The sequence below is a fragment of the Leucobacter allii genome (assembly GCF_022919155.1).
In the GTDB taxonomy this organism is placed as follows: domain Bacteria; phylum Actinomycetota; class Actinomycetes; order Actinomycetales; family Microbacteriaceae; genus Leucobacter; species Leucobacter allii.
The window spans coordinates 1,434,032-1,457,009 of record NZ_CP095045.1; the positions used below are offsets into that span (position 1 = coordinate 1,434,032).

Below are 22,978 nucleotides of genomic sequence, written 5' to 3' on the forward strand. Positions count from 1 at the left end.
ATCGAACACGTGCGCGCAGGAATGCGGATGCTCGCGCGCTCGCAGGTTCAGGCGCTCGGCTGCTCGCGCCCGCCCGCTCGGCTCAGAGGTGGCCGGCGGCCTCCATGCTGCGCAGCTCCCGCTTGAGCTCGGAGACCTCGTCGCGCAGCCGCGCCGCGAGCTCGAACTTGAGCTCCTCGGCGGCGGCGAGCATCTGCTCCGTGAGGTCCGCGATCAGCTCCTCGAGCTTCGCCGAGCCCTCCTCCGCGATCGCGCCGGCGCGCGCCGCCGCCTTGCCCTTGGCGCGCTGCGGCGAGCCGCCCTTGCGCTGGGCGTGCGCCCCGGTGCGGGAGAGCACATCCTCCGTGTCGGCGGCCTCGCGGGCGAGCATCTCGGTGATGTCGCCGATCTTCTTCCGCAGCGGCTGCGGGTCGATGCCGTGCTCCGCGTTGTAGGCGACCTGGATCTCGCGGCGCCGGTTCGTCTCGTCGATCGCCTCGCGCATCGAGCGGGTGACCGTGTCCGCGTACATGTGCACCTCGCCAGAGACGTTGCGCGCCGCGCGGCCGATCGTCTGGATGAGCGAGGTGCTGGAGCGGAGGAAGCCCTCCTTGTCGGCGTCGAGGATGGCGACGAGGGACACCTCGGGCAGATCGAGGCCCTCGCGGAGCAGGTTGATGCCGACGAGCACGTCGTAGACGCCGGCTCGCAGCTCGGTGAGGAGCTCGACGCGGCGGAGGGTGTCCACATCGGAGTGCAGGTACCGCACGCGGATGCCGGCCTCCTCCATGAACGTCGTCAGCTGCTCGGCCATCTTCTTCGTCAGCGTCGTCACGAGCACGCGCTCGTCGCGCTCGGCGCGCAGGCGCACCTCCTCGAGCAGGTCGTCGATCTGCCCCTCGCTCGGCTTCACGACGATCTCGGGATCGACGAGGCCCGTCGGGCGGATGATCTGCTCGACGATGCCGTCGGCGCGCTCGAGCTCGTAGGCGCCGGGGGTCGCCGAGAGGTACACGGTCTGCCCGACGCGCTCCTTGAACTCCCCGAACTTCAACGGGCGGTTGTCGAGGGCGCTCGGCAGGCGGAAGCCGTGGTCCACGAGCGTGCGCTTGCGCGAGGCGTCGCCCTCGTACATGGCGCCGATCTGCGGCACGGTGACGTGCGACTCGTCGATGACGACGAGGAAGTCGTCCGGGAAGTAGTCGAGGAGGCAGTGCGGCGCCTCGCCGGGCTGCCGGCCGTCGATGTGCCTGGAGTAGTTCTCGATGCCGGAGCAGAATCCGATCTGCTCCATCATCTCGAGATCGAAGGTCGTGCGCATGCGCAGGCGCTGCTCCTCGACGAGCTTGTTCTGCCGCTTGAGCTCGTCGATGCGCGCGTCGAGCTCCGCGGCGATCGTGCCCATGGCGCGGTTCATCACCGTCCGGCTCGCGACGTAGTGCGAGCCGGGGAAGACCGACACGGTCTCGACCTGCTTGATGACCTCGCCGCTCACGGGGTGCAGGTAGTACAGCGCCTCGATCTCGTCCCCGAAGAACTCGATCCGGATGGCGAGCTCCTCGTACATCGGGATGATCTCGACCGTGTCGCCGCGCACGCGGAAGTTGCCGCGCACGAACTCGATGTCGTTGCGCTGGTACTGCATGTCGACGAAGCGGCGCAGCAGCACGTCCCGGTCGAGCTGATCGCCCACGACGAGCGGCACCATCGCCTCGTAGTACTCCTCGGGCTTGCCGAGGCCGTAGATGCAGGAGACGGTCGAGACGACCACCGTGTCGCGGCGGCTGAGCAGCGCGTTCGTCGTCGAGTGGCGCAGCCGCTCGACCTCGGCGTTGACCGAGGAGTCCTTCTCGATGAAGGTGTCGGTCTGCGGGACGTACGCCTCCGGCTGGTAGTAGTCGTAGTAGCTGACGAAGTACTCGACCGAATTGTGCGGCAGCAGCTGCCTGAACTCGCTCGCGAGCTGCGCTGCGAGGGTCTTGTTGTGCGCGAGGATGAGCGTCGGCCGCTGCACCGCCTCGATGAGCCACGCGGTCGTCGCGGACTTGCCGGTGCCGGTCGCGCCGAGCAGGACGACATCCGTCTCGCCGGCGTTGATGCGGGTCGCGAGTTCCTCGATCGCCTTCGGCTGGTCGCCGGAGGGTTCGTAGTCGGAGACCACCTCGAAGGGGCGGACGGAGCGTGTGGGTTCCATGTCTCCGAGGGTACTCGGAGCCTCCGACATTCGCCTTCGAGCCGCGGGAGCGGGGTCACGCCGCGTCGAAGCGCGCGGGGAGCCGCAGGTTCCCCGCTCCCGAGACCCGCACCTCGTCGAGCCCCTGCCAGGCCGCCGCGCGGGCGAGCAGCCCGACGGCCGTCTCCGCCGTGCGGGCGGGTGCGCGCTCCTCGGACCAGGCCGCTTGGACGAGCAGCGCGCCGCTCCCCCGATCCGCCTTGAGATCGATGCGCCCCGCCAGCGCACCGCCGACCATGAGCGGCAGGCAGTAGTAGCCGTAGCGCCGCTGCTCCTTCGGCGTGTAGATCTCGATCCGGTAGTGGAAGTCGAACATCCGCTCGGCGCGCGGGCGGAACCAGACGAGCGGGTCGAAGGGGGTGAGCAGGGCGTCGGGTGCGAGCCGCGCCGGGATCCGCGCGTCCCGGTGCAGCCACGCCTCCTCGGGGCGGCCCGCGCCGTTCGTCCAGCCGGCGACGTGCGCCGGCAGCAGCACTCCCGCCTCCGCGAGCTCGTGCACGGCCCGCCGGGCGGGCCCGACCTTCAACCGGTGGTAATCGGCGATGTCGGCGACCGTGCCGACGCCGAGCGAGCGCGCCGCGCGCTCGACGAGCCGGCGCTCCGCCTCCGCGCGCGGCACGGGCTCCAGCGCGGCCGCGGGCAGCACCTGCTCCGCGAGCGCGTAGCGGCGCTGGAACCCCTCGCGGCCCGCCGCGACCACCTCGCCGCTGGCGAAGAGCATCTCGACCGCGCGTTTCGTGTCGCTCCAGTCCCACCACGGCCCGCGGCCGCCGCGCGGGGCCGGCTCGAGCTCCCGCACGAACCTCGGCCCCTCGGCGGCGAGCGTCGCCCGCACGCGGGCGAGCTCCGTCGCGAGCGCGTCCTCGCGACCGGAGCGCGAGTGGCGTTCGCGGTACTCCGCCATGCGCCACGCGAACAGCCCGCGGTCGGCGACGGGGATGAACGCCGCCTCGTGCGCCCAGTACTCGGTGAACTCCCCGCTCGTCCACAGCTGCCGATCGAGCGCCGAGGGGTCGTACCCGCCGTGTCGGGAGAAGACGGGCAGGTAGTGGCTGCGCGCGAAGACGTTGACGGAGTCGATCTGCAGCACGTGCAGGCGCTCGAGGGCGGGATCGAAGGGCCGCCGCCGCCGGAGCCTCGGGGTCGCCGTGAAGCCCTGCGCCGCGAGCGCGATGCGGCGCGCCTGCGCGGGGGTCAGCCGGACGGCGGTGCGCGCCGCCGACGGCGCCGCTGACGCGGTGGATTCGCTCATGCGGCCACCCTAGCGGGGGCCCGCGACATCGGCGGGCGGGCGGCGGCGGAACACGGCGCGGTGGGTCGCACCGGCACCGGTACCGCCGACGGCCCGGCTAGGCGAACCAGAGGGCGAGCTCGCGCGCGGCCGACTCGGGCGAGTCCGAGCCGTGCACGAGGTTCTGCTGCACCTTGAGACCCCAGTCGCGGCCGAGGTCGCCGCGGATCGTGCCGGGGGCCGCCGCAGTGGGATCGGTCGTGCCCGCGAGCGAGCGGAAGCCCTCGATGACGCGATCGCCCTCGGCGCGGATCGCGACGGTCGGGCCCGACGACATGAAGTCGATGAGGGGCTCGTAGAAGGGCTTGCCCGCGTGCTCGGCGTAGTGGGCCGCGAGCAGCTCGCGGTCCGCGGACAGCATGCGCAGACCCGTGACGGCATAGCCCTTCGCCTCGATGCGGCGGAGGATCTCGCCGGTCAGCCCTCGCGCCACCCCGTCGGGCTTCACCAGGATCAACGTCTGTTCTGCCGACATGCACACTCCTCGAGTTCGATCGTCACCGGGGGGTCCTCCCCCAGCCGAATATCCTAGCGGGCGGCCGCCGGCTCTCAGATGCGGGATTCGGGCGAGCCCTCCGCCGCGGCGATCCAGGCCGCGCGATCGCGATCGATCCGGGCGCCCTTCACCATGCAGTAGACCCACAGCGCGGTGAACAGCAGCCCGACGATGAGGGCCATCGGCAGGATGATCGCGACCGCGAGCATGAGCGCGTGCACGGCCCAGCCGATCACGATGCCGACCCGTCCGACCCGCATGAGGGCGAGACCGAGCAGGATGGCGACTGCGAGCCCGCCGCCGACGTACAGTCCCAGCTCGCGCGGCTCGAGCGTGCCGAGCCCGAAGAGCGTGAGTCCCATGAGGACCACGACGAAGAGCTCGAAGCCGAGCACGATGGACGCGAGCGCGCGCTGCGTCCGATGCTGCTGGGTCCCCGGGCGCGCGGCGCCCGAGATCCGCATCGCAGAGTTGTGCGCCAGGGTCTCGGACGGCGAGAGCACGAGCTCCTCGTCGCCCTCGGGCCGCGCGCCGCTCCCGTGCGCGTCGCGGCGGTTCACGCGGCTCCCCAACCAGCGCTCCGGGCGTGGGCGATCGCCTCACCGGCGAGCAGCACGGAGCCGACGACCAGAACGGCGCGGCCCTCGGCGCGCTGCGCCCAGGCGCGCGCCTCCTCGAGCGCCTCGGGGAGCGATTGCGCGACCTCCACCGGCGTGCCCGGGATCTCCTCCTCGGCGAGCGCCCGCAGCTCCGACTGGCCGAGGCTGCGCGGCGAATCGACGGGCGTCACCGTGACGCGGTGCGCGATCGGCGCGAGCGCCGCGAGCAGCCCCGCGGCGTCCTTCTCCGCGAGCACGCCGACGACGAGGGCAAGCTCCTCGAAGGCGAAGGACTCCTCGACGGCTCGCACGAGCGCGCGCGCGCCGTGCGGATTGTGCGCGGCGTCGACGTAGATCACGGGGTCGGCGCCGATGAGCTGGAGCCGGCCCGGCGAGGTGAGCGCGCCGAGACCCTCGTCGAGCACCTCCCCGGGCAGCGGGCGCTCGGCGCCGAAGAAGGCCTCGGCCGCCGCGATGGCGAGCGCGACGTTCTCGGCCTGGTGCGCGCCGAAGAGCGGCACGAAGGCCGGCTCGGAGGCGGCGCCGGAGAGCCCGGCGACGCGGATCTGGCGTCCGCCGACCGCCACCCGGTCGTCGAGCAGGCGGAAGTCGCGGCCGGCGACGAAGATCGGCGCGTCGTGGCGCGCCGCGGCGTCCTCCAGCTCGGCGAGCGCGTCGACCTCCTGCGCCGCGGTGACGACGGTCGAGCCGGGCTTCACGATGCCGGCCTTGGTGCGCGCGATCGTCTGGACGTCCGGGCCGAGCTGCTCCGTGTGGTCGAGGCCGATCGGGGTGAAGACGGCCACGCGGGCGTCGACGATGTTGGTCGCGTCCCACTCGCCGCCCATGCCGACCTCGATCACGGCGGCGTCGACGGGGGCGTCGGCGAAGGCGGCGAAGGCGAGCACGGCGAGTGCTTCGAAGAAGGTGATCGGCCCCTGGCCCGAGGATTCGAGCTCGGCGTCGGCGACCGCGAGCGGCAGCTTCAGCTCCTCCCAGGCGGACGCCAGCACCTCGCCGTCGATCGGCGCGCCGCCGATCTGGAAGCGCTCGGTGAAGTCCACCAGGTGCGGGCTCGTGAAGAGCCCGGTGCGCAGACCGTGCGCGCGCAGCAGGGACTCGACCGCTCGGCTCGTCGAGGTCTTCCCGTTGGTTCCGGCGACCTGGATGACGGGGTAGGACAGCTGCGGCGAGCCGGCGAGCTCGGCGAGCCGCCGCACGGGCTCGATCCGCGGCCGGGGGTGCGCCTCGCCCACCCGTTCGAGCAGCTCGGCGTACACGCGCTCGGCCGGCGTGCGCGGGCCGGCGCTCATCGAGCCCCTCCTTCCGCGGCGCGATCCGCGGCCGCGGCGACGCCCGTCGCGTCGATCGTGATGACGAACGGCGCCTTCGCGACGCCGAGCGCGCGCGGTGCGCTGACGTGCACGCCGTCGCCGGGCGACACGAGATCGTCGGCGATCGCATCGATCCCGACCGCGTCCTGCACCGTGAAGCCCTCGGCGAGCGTCTCGGCCGCGATGAGCGCGCCGTGCGCCCGCAGCGCCGCGGCGTCGCCGGGCTCCGCGTTCAGCGCGAGGACGATCCGATCGCCGACCTCGAGCCCGGCGTTCTTCCTGGCCTCCTGCACGGCGCGGATGGCGTCCCTGGCGATGCCCTCCGCCTCGAGCTCCGGAGTGGTCTCGGTGTCGAGCAGGGCGAAGCCGCCGCCGGGCAGCAGCGCGAGCGCCGGTCCCGAACCCTCGGCCGACTCGCCCGCGCGCAGCGTCAGCTCGTACTCGTGGGGCTCGAGCGCGATCCCGCCGGCCGTCACGACACCGTCGGTCTCGCTCCAGTCGCCGCTCTTCGCCGCCCTGATCGCCTGCTGCACCTGCTTGCCCAGACGGGGGCCGGCGGCGCGCGCGTTCACCGCGAGGGTCTGCACGATCCCGTACTCCTCGGCGCTCCCCTCGGACTGGGGCACGAGGCGCACCGCCTTCACGTTGAGCTCCTCGCGGAGGATGTCGGAGAAGGGCTCGATGGCCCCGGGACGCGCCGCGACCACCGTCAGCTCGGCGAGCGGCAGCCGCACCCGCAGGCCCCTGGCCTTGCGGAGCGCGAGCGCCTGCGAGGTGATCTGCCGCACGTCGTCCATCGCGTCCTCGAGCCCGGCGTCCTCGGGGAACGCCCCCGCATCCGGCCAGTCCTCCAGGTGCACGGAGCGCCCGCCGGTGAGGCCGCGCCAGAGATCCTCGGCGACGAGCGGCGCGAGCGGCGCGGCCACCCGCGCGACCGTCTCGAGGACGGTGTAGAGCGTGTCGAAGGCCTCGCGGTTGTCCGCTCCGCCCTCCCAGAAGCGGTCGCGCGATCGCCGCACGTACCAGTTCGTGAGCACCTCGGCGTAGGCGCGCAGCGCGTCCGCCGCGGAGGTCGTGTCGAGCGCATCGAGATGCGCCGCCACCTCGCGCACCAGCCGGCCGGTCTTCGCGAGGATGTACCGATCCAGCGGGTCGCGCGAGTCCGTGCGCCACACGGCCTCGGTGCCGTCCGCGTTCGCGTAGAGGGAGAAGAAGTACCAGGAGTTCCACAGCGGCAGGATGAACTGCCGCACGCCCTCGCGGATCCCCTCCTCCGTGACGATCAGGTTGCCGCCGCGCACCACGGGCGATGCCATGAGGAACCAGCGCATGGCGTCGGAGCCGTCTCGGTCGAAGACCTCGTTCACGTCGGGGTAGTTGCGCAGGCTCTTCGACATCTTGTTGCCGTCGGAGCCGAGCACGATGCCGTGGCTGATGACGCTGCGGAACGCCGGCCGGTCGAAGAGCGCGGTGGCCAGCACGTGCTGCACGTAGAACCAGCCGCGGGTCTGCCCGATGTACTCCACGATGAAGTCGGCGGGCTGATGCGTGTCGAACCACTCCTGGTTCTCGAAGGGGTAGTGGGCCTGCGCGAACGGCATCGACGCGGAGTCGAACCAGACGTCGAGCACGTCCTCGATGCGGCGCATCGTGGATCGGCCGCTCGGGTCGTCGGGGTTCGGTCGCGTCAGCGCATCGATGTAGGGGCGATGGAGATCCACCTCGCCGGCCTCGTTGCGCGGCAGCTCCCCGAAGTCGGCTTCGAGCTCGGCGATCGAGCCGTAGACGTCCACGCGGGGGTGCTCCGGATCGTCGCTCTTCCAGACGGGGATCGGGCTGCCCCAGTAGCGGTTGCGGCTGATCGACCAGTCGCGCGCGCCCTCGAGCCACTTGCCGAACTGGCCGTGCTTGACGTTCTCGGGGACCCAGGTGATCTCCTCGTTCGTCTCGAGCATGCGCTGCTTGATGTCGGTGACCCGCACGAACCAGCTCGAGACCGCCTTGTAGATGAGCGGGTTGCGGCACCGCCAGCAGTGCGGGTACGAGTGCTCGTAGCTCTGCTCGCGGAGCAGCCGGCCGCGCTGCTTGAGGAGCCGGATCAGCGGTCGGTTCGCGTCCATCCAGAGCTCGCCGGCGACGTCGGGGACCGAGGGCAGGAACCTCCCGCCGTCGTCGAGGCTGACGATCACGGGGATGCCTGCGGCGGCGGAGAGGCGCATGTCGTCCTCGCCGAAGGCGGGGGCCTGGTGCACGATGCCGGTGCCGTCCGCGGTGGAGACGTAGTCGTCCACGAGGATCTGCCAGGCCCGGGCCGTGTCCCAGCGCTCCGCGTCGGCGTAGTAGTCGAACGGCGGCTCGTAGCGGACGCCCGCGAGCTCCGCGCCGGCGATCGTGCGGGTGACGGCCTCCCCGGCCTCCTCGGCTGAGGCGTACCCCAGATCCTTCGCGTGGTTCCCGACGAGGTCGCGTGCGAGGAGGTAGACGGTCATCCCGGGCGCTCCGCCGTCCGCGGCCCCCGCGGGGCCGGCCGGTACGAGCGCGTAGTCGATGGCCGGACCCACCGCGAGCGCGAGGTTCGTGGGGAGCGTCCACGGCGTCGTCGTCCACGCGAGCGCCCGGACATCGGCGAGACCGAGCGCCTCCGCCCGCTCTCCGGTGCACGGGAAGGTCACCGTCACCGAGGGGTCCTGGCGCATCTGGTAGACATCGTCGTCCATGCGCAGCTCGTGGTTGGACAGCGGGGTCTCGTCGCGCCAGCAGTACGGCAGGATCCGCGAGCCCTCGTAGGCGAGGCCCTGGTCGTGGAGTCGCTTGAACGCCCAGATGACGCTCTCCATGTAGCTCAGATCCAGGGTCTTGTAGCCGTGCGCGAAGTCGACCCATCGGGCCTGGCGGGTGACGTAGTCCTCCCACTCCCGCGTGTACTGCAGCACGGAGGCGCGCGCCTTCTCGTTGAAGACGTCGATGCCCATCTCCTCGATCTCCGACTTCTCGGTGATGCCGAGCTGCTTCATCGCCTCGAGCTCGGCCGGCAGGCCGTGGGTGTCCCAGCCGAAACGGCGCTCGACCTTCCGGCCGCGCATCGTCTGGAAGCGCGGGAAGACGTCCTTCGCGTAGCCGGTGAGGAGGTGGCCGTAGTGCGGCAGTCCGTTGGCGAAGGGCGGTCCGTCGTTGAACACCCACTCCGGGGCGTCCGCGCGCTGCCGGATCGACTCGCGGAAGGTGTCGTCGGACTCCCAGAACGCGAGGACGCGACGTTCGATCTCCGGGAAGCTCGGCGACGGGCTGACGCCGAAAGCGGCCCCGGGGGCCTCCGTCCCGGGGTCGGTGCTGGTCGATGCGCCCGTGGGCTGCTGCGGGTACGGCATGGGTTCCTTCTCGTTTCCGGCGTCGGACGGTTGCTCCTGCTGCCGGGACGAGCGGCGGACCCGTCATCCGGCTCCCCGCCCGCGGTACCACCCCGCTTGCCGACCGCGCGAGACGCGCGGGCGGCCACTTCTCTTCGGCGATGACGGGCCGTGGCCGTTCGGGTCTACTGGGCGCGAGCGCTGTTCTTCCGAAGACTCCCCGGTGATCGCCGGTTCGCAGTCGTTGGGCACAGTCTACCGCAGCCTCCGGGCCGACGCGTCGGGCGCTCGTGCGGGGGCCCGCCCGTCGACCGAGGGGGCGGGATGCCAGTTTGCGATCGTGCTATGTAACGAACGGGTAACGATGGATCAAGGCGAAAACCCCAGTTCAGGTCACTAAAGGTGTCGATCTTCCGGTGCGGTGCGGGTCCTCCTGCCTTGCACGGTGCGGAGGAACGTTGTTAGCGTCGAACCAGCGTTGAGCGTGGCTGTGCGCCACTCGTCAGTTCTGCGCCTCACGGGAACCGCCCGCCGAGATCCGGCGATCCGCGAGGCCGGCGAGTCGCACCGCCCATTCCCTCCGCAATACAGATCGGGCTTTCGAGAGGCCGCCGGGTGAGACGTGCGCTGCACCGTCCCGCCCATCCTTCGGCGCGCCTCCGTATTCCCCTGCCATGGACGAGGAGACAAGTGTGAGCAGAACCATCGCGGCCCCCGCGGCCGCGGATGCCCGGGCGACGGGCGACGGGCCCGCGATCGAGGTATCGCACGCCACCAAAGTGTTCGGACGGCGCCCGCGCGACGTCGTGAAGCGCCTGAAAGCCGGTGCGAGCCGGGAGGAGGTGCGGAGCCTCGGCACGGCAGCGGTGATCGATGCGAGCTTCACCGTCGCGCCGGGTGAGATCTTCGTCGTGATGGGCCTCTCCGGCTCGGGCAAGTCCACGCTCATCCGCATGCTCAACGGGCTGAACGACACGAGCGACGGATCGATCACCGTCTTCGGCACGGAGGTCGTCGGGCTCGGCGCCGCCGAGCTGCGGGATCTGCGGCGCGATCGGATGTCCATGGTGTTCCAGCACTTCGCCCTGCTCCCCCACCGCTCCGTGCTCGACAACGTCGCCTACGGTCTCGAGCTGCAGGGCGTCGGCCCCGAGGAGCGCCGGGAGCGTGCGCTCGGCTGGCTCGACCGGGTGGGCCTCTCCGGCTGGGAGGACCACCTGCCCGGCGAGCTCTCCGGCGGCATGCAGCAGCGCGTCGGTATCGCGCGCGCCTTCGCGGCCGACACCGACGTCCTGCTCATGGACGAGGCCTTCTCCGCGCTCGATCCGCTCATCCGGCGGGAGATGCAGGAGCAGCTCATCGAGCTGCAGCAGGAGCTCAACAAGACGATCGTCTTCATCACCCACGATCTCAACGAGGCGATGTTCCTCGGGGATCGCATCGCGGTGATGCGCGACGGCCGCATCGTCCAGGTCGGCACGCCGAACGACATCCTCACCGACCCCGCGAACGACTACGTCGCGCAGTTCGTGCAGGATGTGGACCGTGCGCGCGTGCTCACGGCGGGCGACGTCATGGAGCCCCCGCGCGCCGTCGTGCCCGCATCCGCCGGCCCGCGCACCGCGCTGCGCACCATGCGCGATCTGCAGACCTCCGCGTGCTTCGTGACGACCGGCAACCGGAAGCTCCTCGGCGTGGTCCGCGACAAGGACGTGCTGCGCCAGGTCCGCGAGGGCGGCACCGACCTCACCGAGCGGCTGCGCCCCACCCCCTCGATCGTGCAGCGCGACCAGCTCATCTCCGAGCTCTTCGAGCTCGCCGTGGAGAGCCCGCTCCCCGTCGCCGTGACCGATGAGCAGGACCGGCTGATCGGCGTGGTGCCCCGCGTCACGCTGCTCGCGGCGCTCACCGACCTGCCGGCGGCGACGACCGAGATCCCGATCATCGAACCGACGCCGACCGTGACGGCGGCGATGATCACCGAGACGCTCGCGGCGGAGACCGCCGCGGTCGGACCGGATGCCGGCGAGCAGGAGGAGGTGCGCTGATGGACGGCTTCCCCCGGATCCCGCTCGGCGAGTGGGTGGCCGACGGCCTCGACTGGTTCAAGGGCACCTTCGACTGGCTGCTCGACTTCGTGACGATCGTGGTGCGCTGGCTCGTCGAGGGTCTCGCCGACGTCCTCGTCGCGATCCCGTTCCCCGCGCTCATTCTCGTCTTCGCGCTCATCGGCTGGCTCGTCCGCTCCTGGCAGCTCGCCGTCGGCACGGTGCTCACCATGCTGCTCATCGTCGCGATGGAGCAGTGGGAGAACGCCATGCTCACCCTGGCGCTGGTGCTGGTCGCCGCGCTGATCGCGGTCGTCATCGCCGTGCCGCTCGGGATCCTCGCAGCCCGGCACGACGCCTTCAGCGCGGTGATCAAACCGATCCTGGACTTCATGCAGACGATGCCGGCGTTCGTCTACCTCATCCCCGCCGTCATCTTCTTCAGCATCGGCTTCGTGCCGGGCGTGTTCGCCACGGTGCTGTTCTCGGTGGCGCCCGGCGTGCGCTTCACGGAGCTCGGGATCCGCGGGGTCGACGCGGAGACCGTCGAGGCCGGCTACGCCTTCGGCGCCACCCCGGGGAAGATCCTTCGCGGGATCCAACTGCCCCTCGCCATGCCCACGATCATGGCCGGCATCAACCAGGTGATCATGCTCGCCCTCTCCATGGCCGTCGTCGCGGGCATGGCGGGCGCGAACGGTCTGGGCAAGGAGGTCGTCGCCGCGATCTCGACGCTGAACATCGCCAAGGGCGTGGAGGCCGGACTCGGGGTCGTCATCCTCGCCGTCTTCCTCGACCGCGTGACCGCCGCGCTCGGCAATCCCGGGGACTACCGCTCGTCGCTGCTCGGCGCGCTGCGCCGTCGCCGCGCCGCGCGCCGCAGCGCCCCCGTGGCGAAGGCCGCGTGAGGCGGGGCGGCGCCCCGATCCCGAATCGACCCTCTGACCTGAATACCCGGCCGCGCTCCCGCGCGGCGAGAAAGGAAGCACGATGAAGAAGCGCACCCTGACCGGAATGCTCGCGCTCGGAGCCGCCGCGAGTCTCGCGCTCGCCGGCTGCTCTGGCGGCGCCGACTCCGGCGACGCCGCGGACGGCGGCGAGAACGGCACCATCACGCTCGGCTTCCTGCCGAGCTGGACCGACGGCCTGAGCACGGCCTACCTGCTCGAGGACCAGCTCGGGAAGATGGGCTACACCGTCGAGATGGAGGAGCTCAGCGATGCCGGCGTGATCTACGCGGGGCTCGCCGGCGGCGACTTCGACATGTACCCCTCGGCGTGGTCCGAGGTGACCCACGCGGACTACATGGCGGAGTTCGGGGACGACATCGAGGATCTCGGCGCCTACTACGACGGCGCCGTGCTCACCCTCGCCGTGCCCGAGTACGTCGACATCGACTCGATCGAGGATCTCGCCGGCCAGGCCGACCGCTTCGGCGGGGAGATCATCGGCATCGAGCCGGGCGCGGGCCTCACCAAGCAGACCCAGGAGGTCGCGATGCCCGAGTACGGGCTCGACGGCGACTACGAGCTGGTGACCTCCTCGACCGCCACGATGCTCGCGACGCTGCAGGACAAGATCGACAACGAGGAGGACGTCGTCGTCACGCTGTGGCGCCCGTTCTGGGCGAATGACGCCTTCCCGGTCAAGGATCTGGAAGATCCGAAGGGCGCCATGGGCGAGCCGGAGTCGCTGCACTTCCTCGGCAAGTCCGGCTTCGCCGAGGAGTACCCCGAGGTCTCCGACTACATCGCGCAGATCACGCTCGACGACGCGGCCTACGGCGCGCTCGAGAGCCTCGTGACGGGCGAGGAGTACGAGGGCGACCCGGCCGCCGCGGTCGACGCCTGGCTCGAGGAGCACGCCGACGCGTACCCCGGGCTCATCGCCTGAGCGTCTCCCGCCGCAGCAGGCCCCGCGAGGATCGCGGGGCGACGGGGCCCGTCCGCGGCGCATCGCCGGGGGCGGGCCCCGTCGTGCTGCGACCCGCACCGCACGGCGGCACGGCATCCGCACCCCCAGATCCGCACCCGACACCCGACGAAAGGACACCGCATGACCCTTCGACCCCTGACCTCCGCGATCGCCCTGGCGGCCGCGGCCGGCCTGACGCTCGCCGGCTGCTCCGCCGACGCCGCGGACGCCGGCGGGACGAGCGCGTCGGAGACCATCACCATCGGCTACGTCCCGTCGTGGAGCGACGGGAAGACGAGCGGCTTCCTCCTCGGCGACCAGTTCGAGAAGCTCGGCTACGAGGTCGAGATGGAGTCGCTCACGGAGGCGGCCGTGCTCTACACGAGCCTTGCCGAGGGCGACATCGACGTCTTCGCCGGCGCCTGGCCGGAGCGCACCCAGGCGGCGTATCTCGAGGGTCGGGAGGACGCCTTCGAAGACCTCGGCACCTGGTACGAGCGAGCGACCATCACCCTCGCCGTGCCCGACTACGTCGACGTGCGCTCCCTCGAGGAGCTCGCGGACGAGTCGGAGCGCTTCGACGGCCGGATCGTCGGCATCGAGCCGAGCGCCGGTCAGATGGAGCACACCGAGGAGGTGGGCATGCCCGCCTACGGCCTCGATGAGGAGTTCTCGCTCGTCTCCTCCTCGACCGCGGCGATGCTCGGGACCCTGAGCGACGCGGTGGCAGAGGAACGTGACATCGTGGTGACCAGCTGGAGGCCCTTCTGGGCGAACGAGGTCTTCGGGCTGCGCGATCTCGAGGATCCCCAGGGCGTGATGGGCGAGCCAGAGGGCATCCACGTGCTCGCTACGGCGGGCTTCTCCGATCGATTCCCCGAGGCCGCGGAGTACGCGAGCGGCTTCGCGCTCGACGATCGGGCCTTCGGCTCCCTCGAGAACCTCATGACGAACGAGTTCGCGGAGGGCGAGGAGGCCGCCGCCGTGGACGCCTGGCTGGCGGAGCACCCCGACGCCCTGCCGGGCGGCCTGTCCGCGTAGGCTGGACGGGACCCCCGCGGACCGCACGAAGGAGCGAGCATGGACGAGGCGTACCGCATCGAGGACCCGGCGATCGTCGAGTTCTCCGACATCCACCTCGCCGTCGTGCGCGAGACCGTCGGGTTCGCCGAGATCCCGGGGCTCTACGACCGGGCCTATCCGATGCTCTTCTCGACGCTCGCCGCTGCGGGGACGGCGCCGGCGGCGGCTCCCATGGGCGTCGTGCACGGCGGCGCCGGCGAAGCGCTCGATCTGTCCGTCGCCGTCCCGCTCGCGACGGGCTACGTCGCGGGACCCGGCGCACCCGCCGAGGTGACGGCCGAGACGATCCCGGGAGGCCGGGCGGCCCGGCTCCTCGTGCGCGGCGACTACTCGGGGATCGCGGCCGGCTACGAGCGGCTGCACGCCTGGCTCGCCGAGCTCGGGGAGACGCCCGACGGGCTCGCGTGGGAGCAGTATCTGACCGAACCCGAGCCGGGCGGCGACCCCGCAGGGAACGAGACGCTGATCGCGGTGCGCCTGCGCGACCCCGACGGTGCCGCGGTCAGCGGAGCAGTTCCGAGGTGAGCGCCTCGGCGCGATCGGACTGACCGGACGCCCGCAGCACCTCGATGAGCTCGCCCGCGGCGCGCAGGCGCGGCTCGGACTGCCCGGCGGCGCCGAAGCCCTCGTACGCCGACTCGAGGGACCAGACGGCGCCGGGCAGATCCCCGCGCTCCCGCTGTACGCGCCCGGCCGCCCAGAACGCGTGGGCGGCATCGGCGATGAGCCCCAGCGCGGCGAACTCCTCCCCCGCCGCGTGCGCCTCCTCGACGGCGGCCTCGGGGCCGATCCCGGACGGCAGCACCGCGGGGTCGGCCGAGGCGACGACGCGAGCGAGGGCGTCGCGGAGGACCGCGCGCCGCCGCCGCCACGCCGTCCGCCGCCGCTGCGCGAGCTCGTCGCTCAGGCCCTCGGCGTCGAATGCGCCGTGCGCGGCGAGCTCCGTGCGCGCCGCGACGATCTGGGGCACCGGATCGGCCATGCGCACGGCGACGGGCGCCCAGGCCGCGAGCACGGCGACGCGCGCCTCGGCGTCGCCGCCGGCGGCGCGCAGCAGCCCGGTCGCCGATCGGAACGCCGCGTGCGCCTCCGGGTCGTCACCGCAGAGCGCGGCGCACTGGGCCGCCTCTGCCGCCGCGAGTCCCGCGCGCTCCAGCCACCCGGCCGCCTCGAAGCCGGCCGCCGCCGTCAGGTACGGCGCCACCGCCGCCGCGTACTCCCGCTGCGCGGCGAGCGCCTCGGCGTGCGCGAGGGCGGACTCGGGATCGGCCTCGGAGACGGTGGCCCGGCCGGGGGCAGGGACGTCCGCCGCGGGAGGCGCGGCCCCGGCGCCCGCGGATGCACCGGGGTCCGGCGACCCGCCGGGGCCGGGCGACGCCCCGGCTCCGGGGGCGCGCGGCCCTGCCGCGTCCCCCGAAGCCCCGAGATCGAGCACGCCCGCGCGCTCGGCGGCCCGCGCGCGTGCCGCCAGGCGGGCGTAGTAGTCGGTGCCGCCTCGTGCGTCGAAGGCCGCGACGAGCTCGTCGACGACCCCCTCGACCCACCCGCGGAGCTCGGACACCGTCGCGCGGCCCGCGCCGAGCCCGGTCGGCGTCTCGCCGCGATCGCGGTTCGCGGCGAGACCGGCGAGCACCCCGAGCAGGAAGCGCAGACGCGAGAGCGGGGAGGGCGCGCGCTCGAGCAGCTCGGCGTGCTCGCTGCGCAGGCTGCGCAGGGCGCGTTCGAGGTGACCGCCGCGCGCGAGGAGCTCGAAGCCCTGCCCGTGGGACTGGGCGATGTCGCGATCGGAGCCGTCGAGGCTCGCGAGCGCCAGGCGATGACTGCGGGCGGCGAGCGGCAGATCGCCCGCCATCAGCGCGGAGAGCGCGAGGGCGTGGCGGGTCTTCGCGGGTTCGATGTTGCAGCTCGCGTCCTGGGTGAGCCCGAGCGCGACGGCCTCCTCCCAGCGACCCTGCTCGGTGAAGAAGTCGACCTGCTGCCCGATGCCGCAGGCGCGGCAGTCGTCGAAGGCGTCGCGCGGCATGGTGATCCAGGCGATGCGCGCCCGCTCGGCGTCGGGGTCGCCGCTGTGCCAGGCCCAGCCGAAGCGGGACATCGCCACGGCCGAGGTGCCCGAACCGCGCAGCGCGAAGCGGCGCTCCATGTCGTCGAGCATGGCCTCGGCCTGGGGGCGGGTGATGCGCGGGAAATCGGGCAGATCCGCCGCGATCCACTTGAACTCCCAGAACAGGTTCCGCTCGTCGCCCGGATCGAAGAGCTCGGGGTGCGCGTCCCAGTGGCGGAGCGTCCGCGCGAACGCCACGAAGGCCTGATCGCCGCGGCCCGTGAAGGTGTAGGCCTCCACGAGGTCGAGCAGCGCCTCGGCGAGCTTCTCCTGCGGCCCCTCGGCCTCGATCCTGCGCGCCGCGGCCTCGGCGGCGGAGGTGCGCGCCGTGCCGTAGGGCATCGCGCGGATGCGCCAGAGCTCCTGCGAGACCTCTTCGATCACGGGCGTCCTTCCTCGAGGGGGTCGGGGGTATCGTCGGTCGTCGGAACCCCGCCGCTCCGCCGCTCCGCGCCGCCACGGGGATCCGGGGCGGCGAGTGCGGATCCGAGGAGCACGCCCAGGGCCTCCGAGAGCGCGTTCGACTCCGTCGCGCGCAGCCCCTCCCCGGCCAGCATGAGCGCCGAGAGGTAGACCGCCCGGAGACCGGCGTCGAAGACGGGGCCGGCGGGCGCCGCGAGGAGCCGGCGCACGAGCGCCGAGCGATCGTTGAGCACGAGCGAGCGGCTGCGCGCCGGCTCCGGCTCGGCGAAGGCGCCGAGCAGATCGGCCCAGAGCTCCGGCGCGGCGGCGCGCTCCCGCTCGAGCGCGCGCCGGTGCTCCCCCTCCGGGTCCCTGAGCAGGATCGCAGGCACCGATTCCGGGGCGAAGTCCCTGACGACGGCGTCGCAGTCCTCGGCCGTCAGCAGCGCCCGCGCGCGAGCGACGGCGCTCCGCAGTTCGTCCTCGCGGGCGAGGCTCGGTGTCGCGAGCACATGGGCGAGGTCGGCGGAGGCGAGTTCGCGCACCCGCCACCCGGGCCGTCTGCCGAGCCGCTCCATGAGCTCGGCGTCGTACACGTAGCCGGCGTTCACGACGACCATCCCTTGTGCGCGGGCGACAGCGGCGACACGGCGGTACGCCTCGGTCGTCGCCGTGTAGACGATCTCGCCTGCGCCGTCGTCGTCGCCGGAGCCCGCCTCCCGGAGCGTCATCGCGCCGTCGCTCGTCTCGAACGGCAGCACCTCCGCGACGAGCTCGAGCATCTCGGGGTCGGTCACCGCGAGCGCGCGGAGGGCCAGATGATGGGTCTCGAGCACCCGGCGCGCGAGCGCCGTCGGGGCGCGCAGCTCGCGCATCGCCCAGGTCTTCAGCTGCTCGCCCAGCGCCTCCCTGACCCCCAGGAGCACCTCGTCGTCGTGGACCTGCTCCCGGGACGCGGTCGGCGAGAGCGCCTCGCTGTCGAGGATCGCACGGGCGAAGAACGCCCACTCCGGCAGGACGCCGTCGACGCGGGAGCCGAGCAGCATGCGCTTCATGTAGACGCGATGCTGCCCGGATCCGGGGGCGACCGCCTGCGGCAGCACGAAGGCGACGCCGCTCACCCCCGCGAGCGGCAGCGAGAGGTCGATGCTCGCGAGCGGCGTGAAGCCGAGCACCTCCTCGCAGTACGCCGCGAGGGCGCGCTCGCGCTCCGCGGGGCTCGCGAAGTCGGCGCGCCAGGGCAGGTCGGGCTCGGTGACGCGGCGCCAGCGCGCCGGATCCGTCGTCCCGCCCCCGCGGGTCGTCCGGTCGTCCGGCACGCGTACGGCGATGTCCACGGGCAGCAGCGACGCGTACTCCCGGGCGAGGCCGAGCACCGTCTCCGTGGCGAACCAGTGCGCGGCATCGGGGCGGGCGACGAGCTCCACCGTCGTGCCGACCTCCACGCGGCCCGCCTCCGGGTCGTCCTCCGGAAGCTCCGACACCTCGAACGTTCCGTCGGCGCTGCCCGCCCAGCGGATCGCGGCCGCCCCGGGGACGCACGAGCGCGAACGCACGACGATGCGGTCGGCGACCATGAACGACGCGAGCATGCCGATCCCGAACTGGCCGATGAACGCCTCGCGCCCCGTGCCGAGCGCCGCATCGCGCTTCGAGGAGCGGCCGATGGTCGCGAGGAGCTCGGTCGCCTCGGCCGCGGTGAGGCCGATGCCGGTATCCGCGATGCGCAGCACCGGCGGCGCCCCCGGCGCCTCCTCGACGCTCAGGCGCACGCGCGCCGCCGCCCCGGGGTCGGTCTCGCATCGGGCGGTGACGGCGTCGACCGCGTTCTGGATGAGCTCGCGGAGGTAGACCTGCGGCCCCGAGTACAGATGCCGCGAGAGCAGGTCCACCATCCCCGACAGCTCGACCTGGAAGCGCTCGGACACGCCGCGTTACGCCTCGGGCCTGACCTTCGCCCACGCCTCGGGGAAGGTCTCGTTGACGTGCTCGAAGAAGGCCATGCTCGTGTTGATCGTGCAGACGAGGTGCTGCATGAGCTGATCGTCGCTCAGTCCGTGCTCGTAGTCGACGTTGTGCTCGGTGTTCAGGCGCACGGCGCCCTCGTCGTCGCGCGCGACGTAGGCCTTCGGCCAGAGCTTCTCGGCGTTCCACTGGTTCGCGGTCTCCAGGGCGCGCAGGTAGTCGCCTTCGTCGAGCCGGCCGCGCCAGTAACCGCGGACGCACAGCAGTTCGTCGGAGCTCCCGTTGACGAAGAAGTAGAAGGACCCGTACTCCCAGCCCCCGCCGATGTCCCCGTCGCCGTCCACGGTGTACGACCAGCCTGCGCTCTCCAGCGCGGCCTTGATGCGGTCCTTGGAGAGCGGGGCGAGCGATCCCGCCGCACCGGGGGTCGGTGCCGCGTCCTTCGTGAAGAATCCCATGGGCGTGCCTTTCTGCTGCGTCTCCCCCAACTCTAGGGGAGACCGTCCGCCGCCGGGCGGGATGCGCCGCGGTCGCCCGACCTTCGATAGAATGGGCGGGCTGACCTTCAGGCACCAGCGCGACGGCCGTCACCGGCCTGCGCGCGTCGACGCGGTGCCGTCCACATCGAATCCTCCGGTCCGCGCGTCCGCGGCCGAGATACGGAGCCCCACGCATGAGCGCGATCCCCGACAAGCCGGCACTCGAAGGCCTCGAAGCGAAGTGGGGGCCGTCTGGGAGGAGCACGGCGTCTACGCGTTCCCGCGAGAGGGCGCGCGCGCGAGCGAGGTCTACAGCATCGACACGCCGCCGCCGACGGCGTCGGGTTCGTTGCACGTCGGGCACGTGTTCTCTTACACCCACACCGACACGGTCGCCCGATTCCACCGCATGCGGGGCGAGCGCGTCTTCTACCCCATGGGGTGGGACGACAACGGCCTGCCGACCGAGCGGCGGGTGCAGAACTACTACGGCGTCCGCTGCGACCCGACGCTCCCCTACGTCGAGGGCTTCGTGCCCCCGCACGAGGGCGGCGACGGCAAGAGCATCAAGGCCGCGGATCAGCAGCCGATCTCCCGCCGCAACTTCATCGAACTCTGCGAGCGCCTGACGCTCGAGGACGAGCGCCAGTTCGAGGAGCTCTGGCGCACCCTTGGGCTCTCCGTGGACTGGACCCAGAGCTACCGGACGATCGGCGAGGAGTCGCTGCGCGCCTCGCAGCTCGCCTTCCTGCGCAACGTCGCGCGCGGCGAGGCCTACCAGGCGCAGGCGCCCACCCTCTGGGACGTCACCTTCCGCACCGCGGTCGCCCAGGCGGAGCTCGAGGACCGCGAGCAGCCGAGCGCCTACCACACGCTCGCCTTCCATCGGAGCGACGGTTCGGGCGACATCCTCATCGACACGACGCGCCCCGAGCTGCTCGCGGCGTGCGTCGCCCTCGTGGCGCACCCGGACGACGAGCGCTACCGATCGCTCTTCGGCTCGACCGTGCGCACCCCGGTCTTCGGCGTCGAGGTGCCGGTCGTCGCGCACCACCTCGCGCAGCAGGACAAGGGCACCGGCATCGCGATGATCTGCACCTTCGGCGACGTCACCGACGTCGTATGGTGGCGGGAGCTCGACCTGCCCAATCGCGCCATCCTCGGCTTCGACGGCCGGATCATCGGCGACGCTCCCGAGGCGATCACGAGCGAGGCCGGGCGGGAGGCGTACGCGCGGATCGCGGGCAAGACGGTCTTCAGCGCGAAGGCCGAGATGGTCGAGATGCTCACCGCGTCCGGCGAGCTCGTGGGCGACATCCGCAAGATCACCCATCCGGTGAAATTCTTCGAGAAGGGCGACAAGCCCCTGGAGATCGTCTCGACCCGCCAGTGGTACATCGCCAACGGCGCCCGCGACGCCGCGCTGCGCGAGCGGCTGCTCGCGCACGGCGCGGAGCTCGAGTGGCACCCGGATTTCATGCGGGTGCGCTACGAGAACTGGGTGGAGGGGCTCTCCGGCGACTGGCTGATCTCCCGGCAGCGCTTCTTCGGCGTGCCGATCCCGGTCTGGTACCCGCTCGACGCCGAGGGGAACCCCGTCTTCGACGCGCCGATCCTTCCGGCGGAGGACCGGCTGCCCGTCGATCCCTCGAGCGATGTGCCCGAGGGCTACTCGGCCGAGCAGCGCGGCGTGCCCGGGGGGTTCCAGGGCGAGGTCGACGTCATGGACACCTGGGCGACCTCGTCGCTCACCCCGCAGCTCGCGGGCGGGTGGGAGCGCGATCCCGAGCTCTTCGAGCTGGTGTACCCCTACAGCCTGCGCCCCCAGGGACAGGACATCATCCGGACCTGGCTCTTCTCCACGCTGCTGCGCTCGGAGCTCGAGGCCGGGCAGCTGCCGTGGCGGCACGCGGGCATCTCCGGCTGGATCCTCGACCCCGACCGCAAGAAGATGTCGAAGTCGAAGGGCAACGTGGTCACGCCCGCCGGCCTGCTCGCGCAGCACGGCTCGGACGCGGTGCGCTACTGGGCGGCCTCGGCCAAGCTCGGCACGGACGCCTCCTTCGACCCGCAGAACCCGACCCAGATCAAAATCGGCCGCCGGCTCGCGATCAAGCTGCTCAACGCCGCCAAGTTCACGCTCGGCTTCGACGCCACGGGAGCGGGAACGGTGACCGAAGCGCTCGACCGGGCGATGCTCGCCGGCCTCGCCGGCGTCGTCGACGGCGCGACCCGGGCCTTCGAGCAGTACGACCACGCGCGGGCGCTCGAGCTGACGGAGTCCTACTTCTGGACCTTCTGCGACGACTACCTCGAACTCGTCAAGGAGCGCGCCCACGCCGGCAGCGGACAGCCGCAGGCCTCCGCCGTGACGGCCCTGCGCACCGCGCTCTCGGTCTTCGTGCGCCTCCTCGCCCCCTTCCTCCCCTTCGCCACCGAGGAGGTGTGGTCCTGGTTCGCCGAGGGCTCGGTGCACCGCGCCGCCTGGCCGACGGCGGACGAGGCGACCGGGCTCGCCGGCCCCGAGGCCGATGCTGGCCTGCTCGGCCTCGTCGGCACCGCGCTCGTCGGAATCCGCGGTGCCAAGACCGCGGCGAAGGTCTCGCAGAAGACGCCGGTGACGCTGGCGGTGCTGCGCGCTCCCGAGAACGACCGCGCGCGGCTCGCCGCTGCGGCGGCGGATCTCGCCGCAGTGGGTCGGATCGCGGAGCTCCGGATCGAGGGGGCGGACGTCCCCGCGGTCGAGATCGGTGAGATCGCACTCGAGCAGCCGGAGGCCTGACCGTGCAGCTGGGCGCCCGCTGGGCCGCGGGCTCGCCCCCGCATCGGGGCGTGCCGGCCGCGCTGCACGGCGAGATCGCCGCGCAGGAGGCGGCGCATCCGCGCGCTTCGGCCTGGACCCTGACCTGGCTCGAGGGCCGGCCGCGCTGCGCCCTCGATGACGCGATCGTCGTGACGCTCGACCGGAGCGGTGCGGTCGTCAGCCGCGCCGTCGCCGAGCGGGGCGAGCCGGCCGGGCCGGGCTCGGGCTCGCCGGCATCCGGGGCGTCCCGCGAGGACGCCGGGGCCGACGACGCGGGGGCCGAGGACGCGGGGGCCGAGGACGACGACGAGTGGTTGCGCTAGCGTGGTCCGCATGACCGCAATCCGGGAGGCGCGCTGGCTCGCGGGAGCCTGCGCCGCCCTGCTCCTCCTCCCCCTCGCCGCCTGCGCGCCGGAACCGGACGCGGGAGCACCCCGGGCGAGCGACTCGAGCGATGCCGCCTCCGCGGGCGGGGCCGCCGGCGCCGCCGATGGCGACGCGGAGAAGGGCGGCACGGGCGGCAGCTGGCAGGAGCAGACCGACGAGGAGCAGTTGGAGCGCAACGTGGAGCTCCCCGAGTCGTTCCCGAGCGAGGCCTTCGCGGTGCCCGAGGGCGCGACCGTCTGGGAGACGGGCGCACGCGGCGCCGACGAGTGGTTCCTCGTGCTCCGCGCGGCGGACGCGGCCACCGCCGAGGCCTGGTGGCAGTCGGTCATCGATGCGAGCGGCTTCGTCGTCGGCGCCTCGGGCACGACGCCCGAGGGCGGTCGGACGGCGAGCCTCGCATCGGACGGTCTGACCGCCGAGGCGCTGCTCCTCCCGGAGGCCGACGGCTCGGTGCTGCTGAGCTACGACATCGCGCGCGGCTGAGGGCCGACGGCGCGCTCGCGACGCGCCTCGG

Annotated in this window: 16 protein-coding genes and 1 pseudogene; 8 read left to right on the top strand and 9 right to left on the bottom strand. The window is 72.5% G+C overall.

The genetic code is table 11. The annotated features are described in order from the left end of the window. Positions 1-82: 82 nt before the first annotated feature. The 6 genes from uvrB to ileS all read right to left on the bottom strand — a co-directional run bounded on the left by uvrB (position 83) and on the right by ileS (position 9,300). Entirely contained in the window at positions 83-2,173 is a 2,091-nt protein-coding gene (uvrB, locus tag MUN78_RS06680; RefSeq protein ID WP_244729542.1) for an excinuclease ABC subunit UvrB, read from the bottom strand. Between the two features lie 55 nt (positions 2,174-2,228). Further along, on the bottom strand, positions 2,229-3,464 hold the full coding sequence (locus MUN78_RS06685) for a winged helix-turn-helix domain-containing protein (RefSeq protein ID WP_244729543.1): 1,236 nt from the start codon (positions 3,462-3,464) through the stop codon (positions 2,229-2,231). Positions 3,465-3,561: 97 nt separating this feature from the next. Beyond that, a complete protein-coding gene (gene ndk / locus MUN78_RS06690) occupies positions 3,562-3,978 on the bottom strand; it encodes a nucleoside-diphosphate kinase (RefSeq protein ID WP_244693741.1) in 417 nt (138 codons plus the stop codon). Between the two features lie 74 nt (positions 3,979-4,052). Further along, on the bottom strand, positions 4,053-4,559 hold the full coding sequence (locus tag MUN78_RS06695) for a DUF4233 domain-containing protein (protein WP_244729544.1): 507 nt from the start codon (positions 4,557-4,559) through the stop codon (positions 4,053-4,055). Beyond that, complete coding sequence (locus MUN78_RS06700; protein WP_244729545.1) at positions 4,556-5,911, bottom strand: bifunctional folylpolyglutamate synthase/dihydrofolate synthase; 1,356 nt, start codon at positions 5,909-5,911, stop codon at positions 4,556-4,558. The genes MUN78_RS06695 and MUN78_RS06700 overlap by 4 nt, the downstream gene beginning before the upstream one ends. Continuing rightward, positions 5,908-9,300 carry an isoleucine--tRNA ligase gene (gene ileS / locus MUN78_RS06705; RefSeq protein ID WP_244729546.1) on the bottom strand — a complete coding sequence of 1,131 codons (3,393 nt, stop codon included), beginning with the start codon at positions 9,298-9,300 and terminating at the stop codon, positions 5,908-5,910. Before ileS ends, MUN78_RS06700 begins: the two co-directional genes overlap by 4 nt. Positions 9,301-9,971: 671 nt before the next feature. Here ileS and MUN78_RS06710 point away from each other — a divergent pair. From MUN78_RS06710 to MUN78_RS06730, 5 genes are all read left to right on the top strand, one after another. Then, the gene (locus tag MUN78_RS06710; protein ID WP_244729547.1) at positions 9,972-11,327 is read left to right on the top strand and encodes a quaternary amine ABC transporter ATP-binding protein; all 1,356 of its coding nucleotides are present in this window, start codon (positions 9,972-9,974) and stop codon (positions 11,325-11,327) included. Beyond that, positions 11,327-12,235 (top strand): ABC transporter permease, encoded by a 909-nt coding sequence (locus tag MUN78_RS06715; RefSeq protein WP_244729548.1) that lies wholly within the window; start codon positions 11,327-11,329, stop codon positions 12,233-12,235. Before MUN78_RS06710 ends, MUN78_RS06715 begins: the two co-directional genes overlap by 1 nt. An 82-nt stretch (positions 12,236-12,317) precedes the next feature. Continuing rightward, the gene (locus tag MUN78_RS06720) at positions 12,318-13,220 is read left to right on the top strand and encodes a glycine betaine ABC transporter substrate-binding protein (RefSeq protein WP_244729549.1); all 903 of its coding nucleotides are present in this window, start codon (positions 12,318-12,320) and stop codon (positions 13,218-13,220) included. A gap of 162 nt (positions 13,221-13,382) precedes the next feature. After that, entirely contained in the window at positions 13,383-14,282 is a 900-nt protein-coding gene (locus tag MUN78_RS06725) for a glycine betaine ABC transporter substrate-binding protein (RefSeq protein WP_244729551.1), read from the top strand. A 39-nt stretch (positions 14,283-14,321) separates the two neighbouring features. Further along, positions 14,322-14,849 carry a GyrI-like domain-containing protein gene (locus tag MUN78_RS06730; protein ID WP_244729553.1) on the top strand — a complete coding sequence of 176 codons (528 nt, stop codon included), beginning with the start codon at positions 14,322-14,324 and terminating at the stop codon, positions 14,847-14,849. On the opposite strand, the gene MUN78_RS06735 is transcribed toward MUN78_RS06730, so the two are convergent. Genes MUN78_RS06735 through MUN78_RS06745 form a run of 3 tightly spaced genes read right to left on the bottom strand, consistent with a single transcriptional unit; the run spans position 14,827 to position 19,253 of the window. Then, entirely contained in the window at positions 14,827-16,812 is a 1,986-nt protein-coding gene (locus tag MUN78_RS06735; RefSeq protein ID WP_244729555.1) for a hypothetical protein, read from the bottom strand. The genes MUN78_RS06730 and MUN78_RS06735 overlap by 23 nt on opposite strands. Further along, the gene (locus tag MUN78_RS06740) at positions 16,809-18,758 is read right to left on the bottom strand and encodes an HSP90 family protein (protein ID WP_244729556.1); all 1,950 of its coding nucleotides are present in this window, start codon (positions 18,756-18,758) and stop codon (positions 16,809-16,811) included. The genes MUN78_RS06735 and MUN78_RS06740 overlap by 4 nt, the downstream gene beginning before the upstream one ends. Positions 18,759-18,764: 6 nt before the next feature. After that, entirely contained in the window at positions 18,765-19,253 is a 489-nt protein-coding gene (locus MUN78_RS06745; protein WP_244729557.1) for a type III secretion system chaperone family protein, read from the bottom strand. Positions 19,254-19,468: 215 nt separating this feature from the next. On the opposite strand from MUN78_RS06745, the pseudogene valS reads away from it, so the two are divergent. The 3 genes and pseudogenes from valS (at position 19,469) to MUN78_RS06760 (ending at position 22,947) form a co-directional block, all read left to right on the top strand. Beyond that, positions 19,469-22,056: pseudogene (gene valS, locus MUN78_RS06750) on the top strand (valine--tRNA ligase). Between the two features lie 2 nt (positions 22,057-22,058). Beyond that, positions 22,059-22,400, top strand: coding sequence for a Fe-S oxidoreductase (locus MUN78_RS06755; RefSeq protein WP_244729558.1), 342 nt, complete (start codon positions 22,059-22,061; stop codon positions 22,398-22,400). A gap of 10 nt (positions 22,401-22,410) precedes the next feature. Then, positions 22,411-22,947 carry a hypothetical protein gene (locus MUN78_RS06760; RefSeq protein WP_244729559.1) on the top strand — a complete coding sequence of 179 codons (537 nt, stop codon included), beginning with the start codon at positions 22,411-22,413 and terminating at the stop codon, positions 22,945-22,947. Positions 22,948-22,978 lie beyond the last annotated feature (31 nt).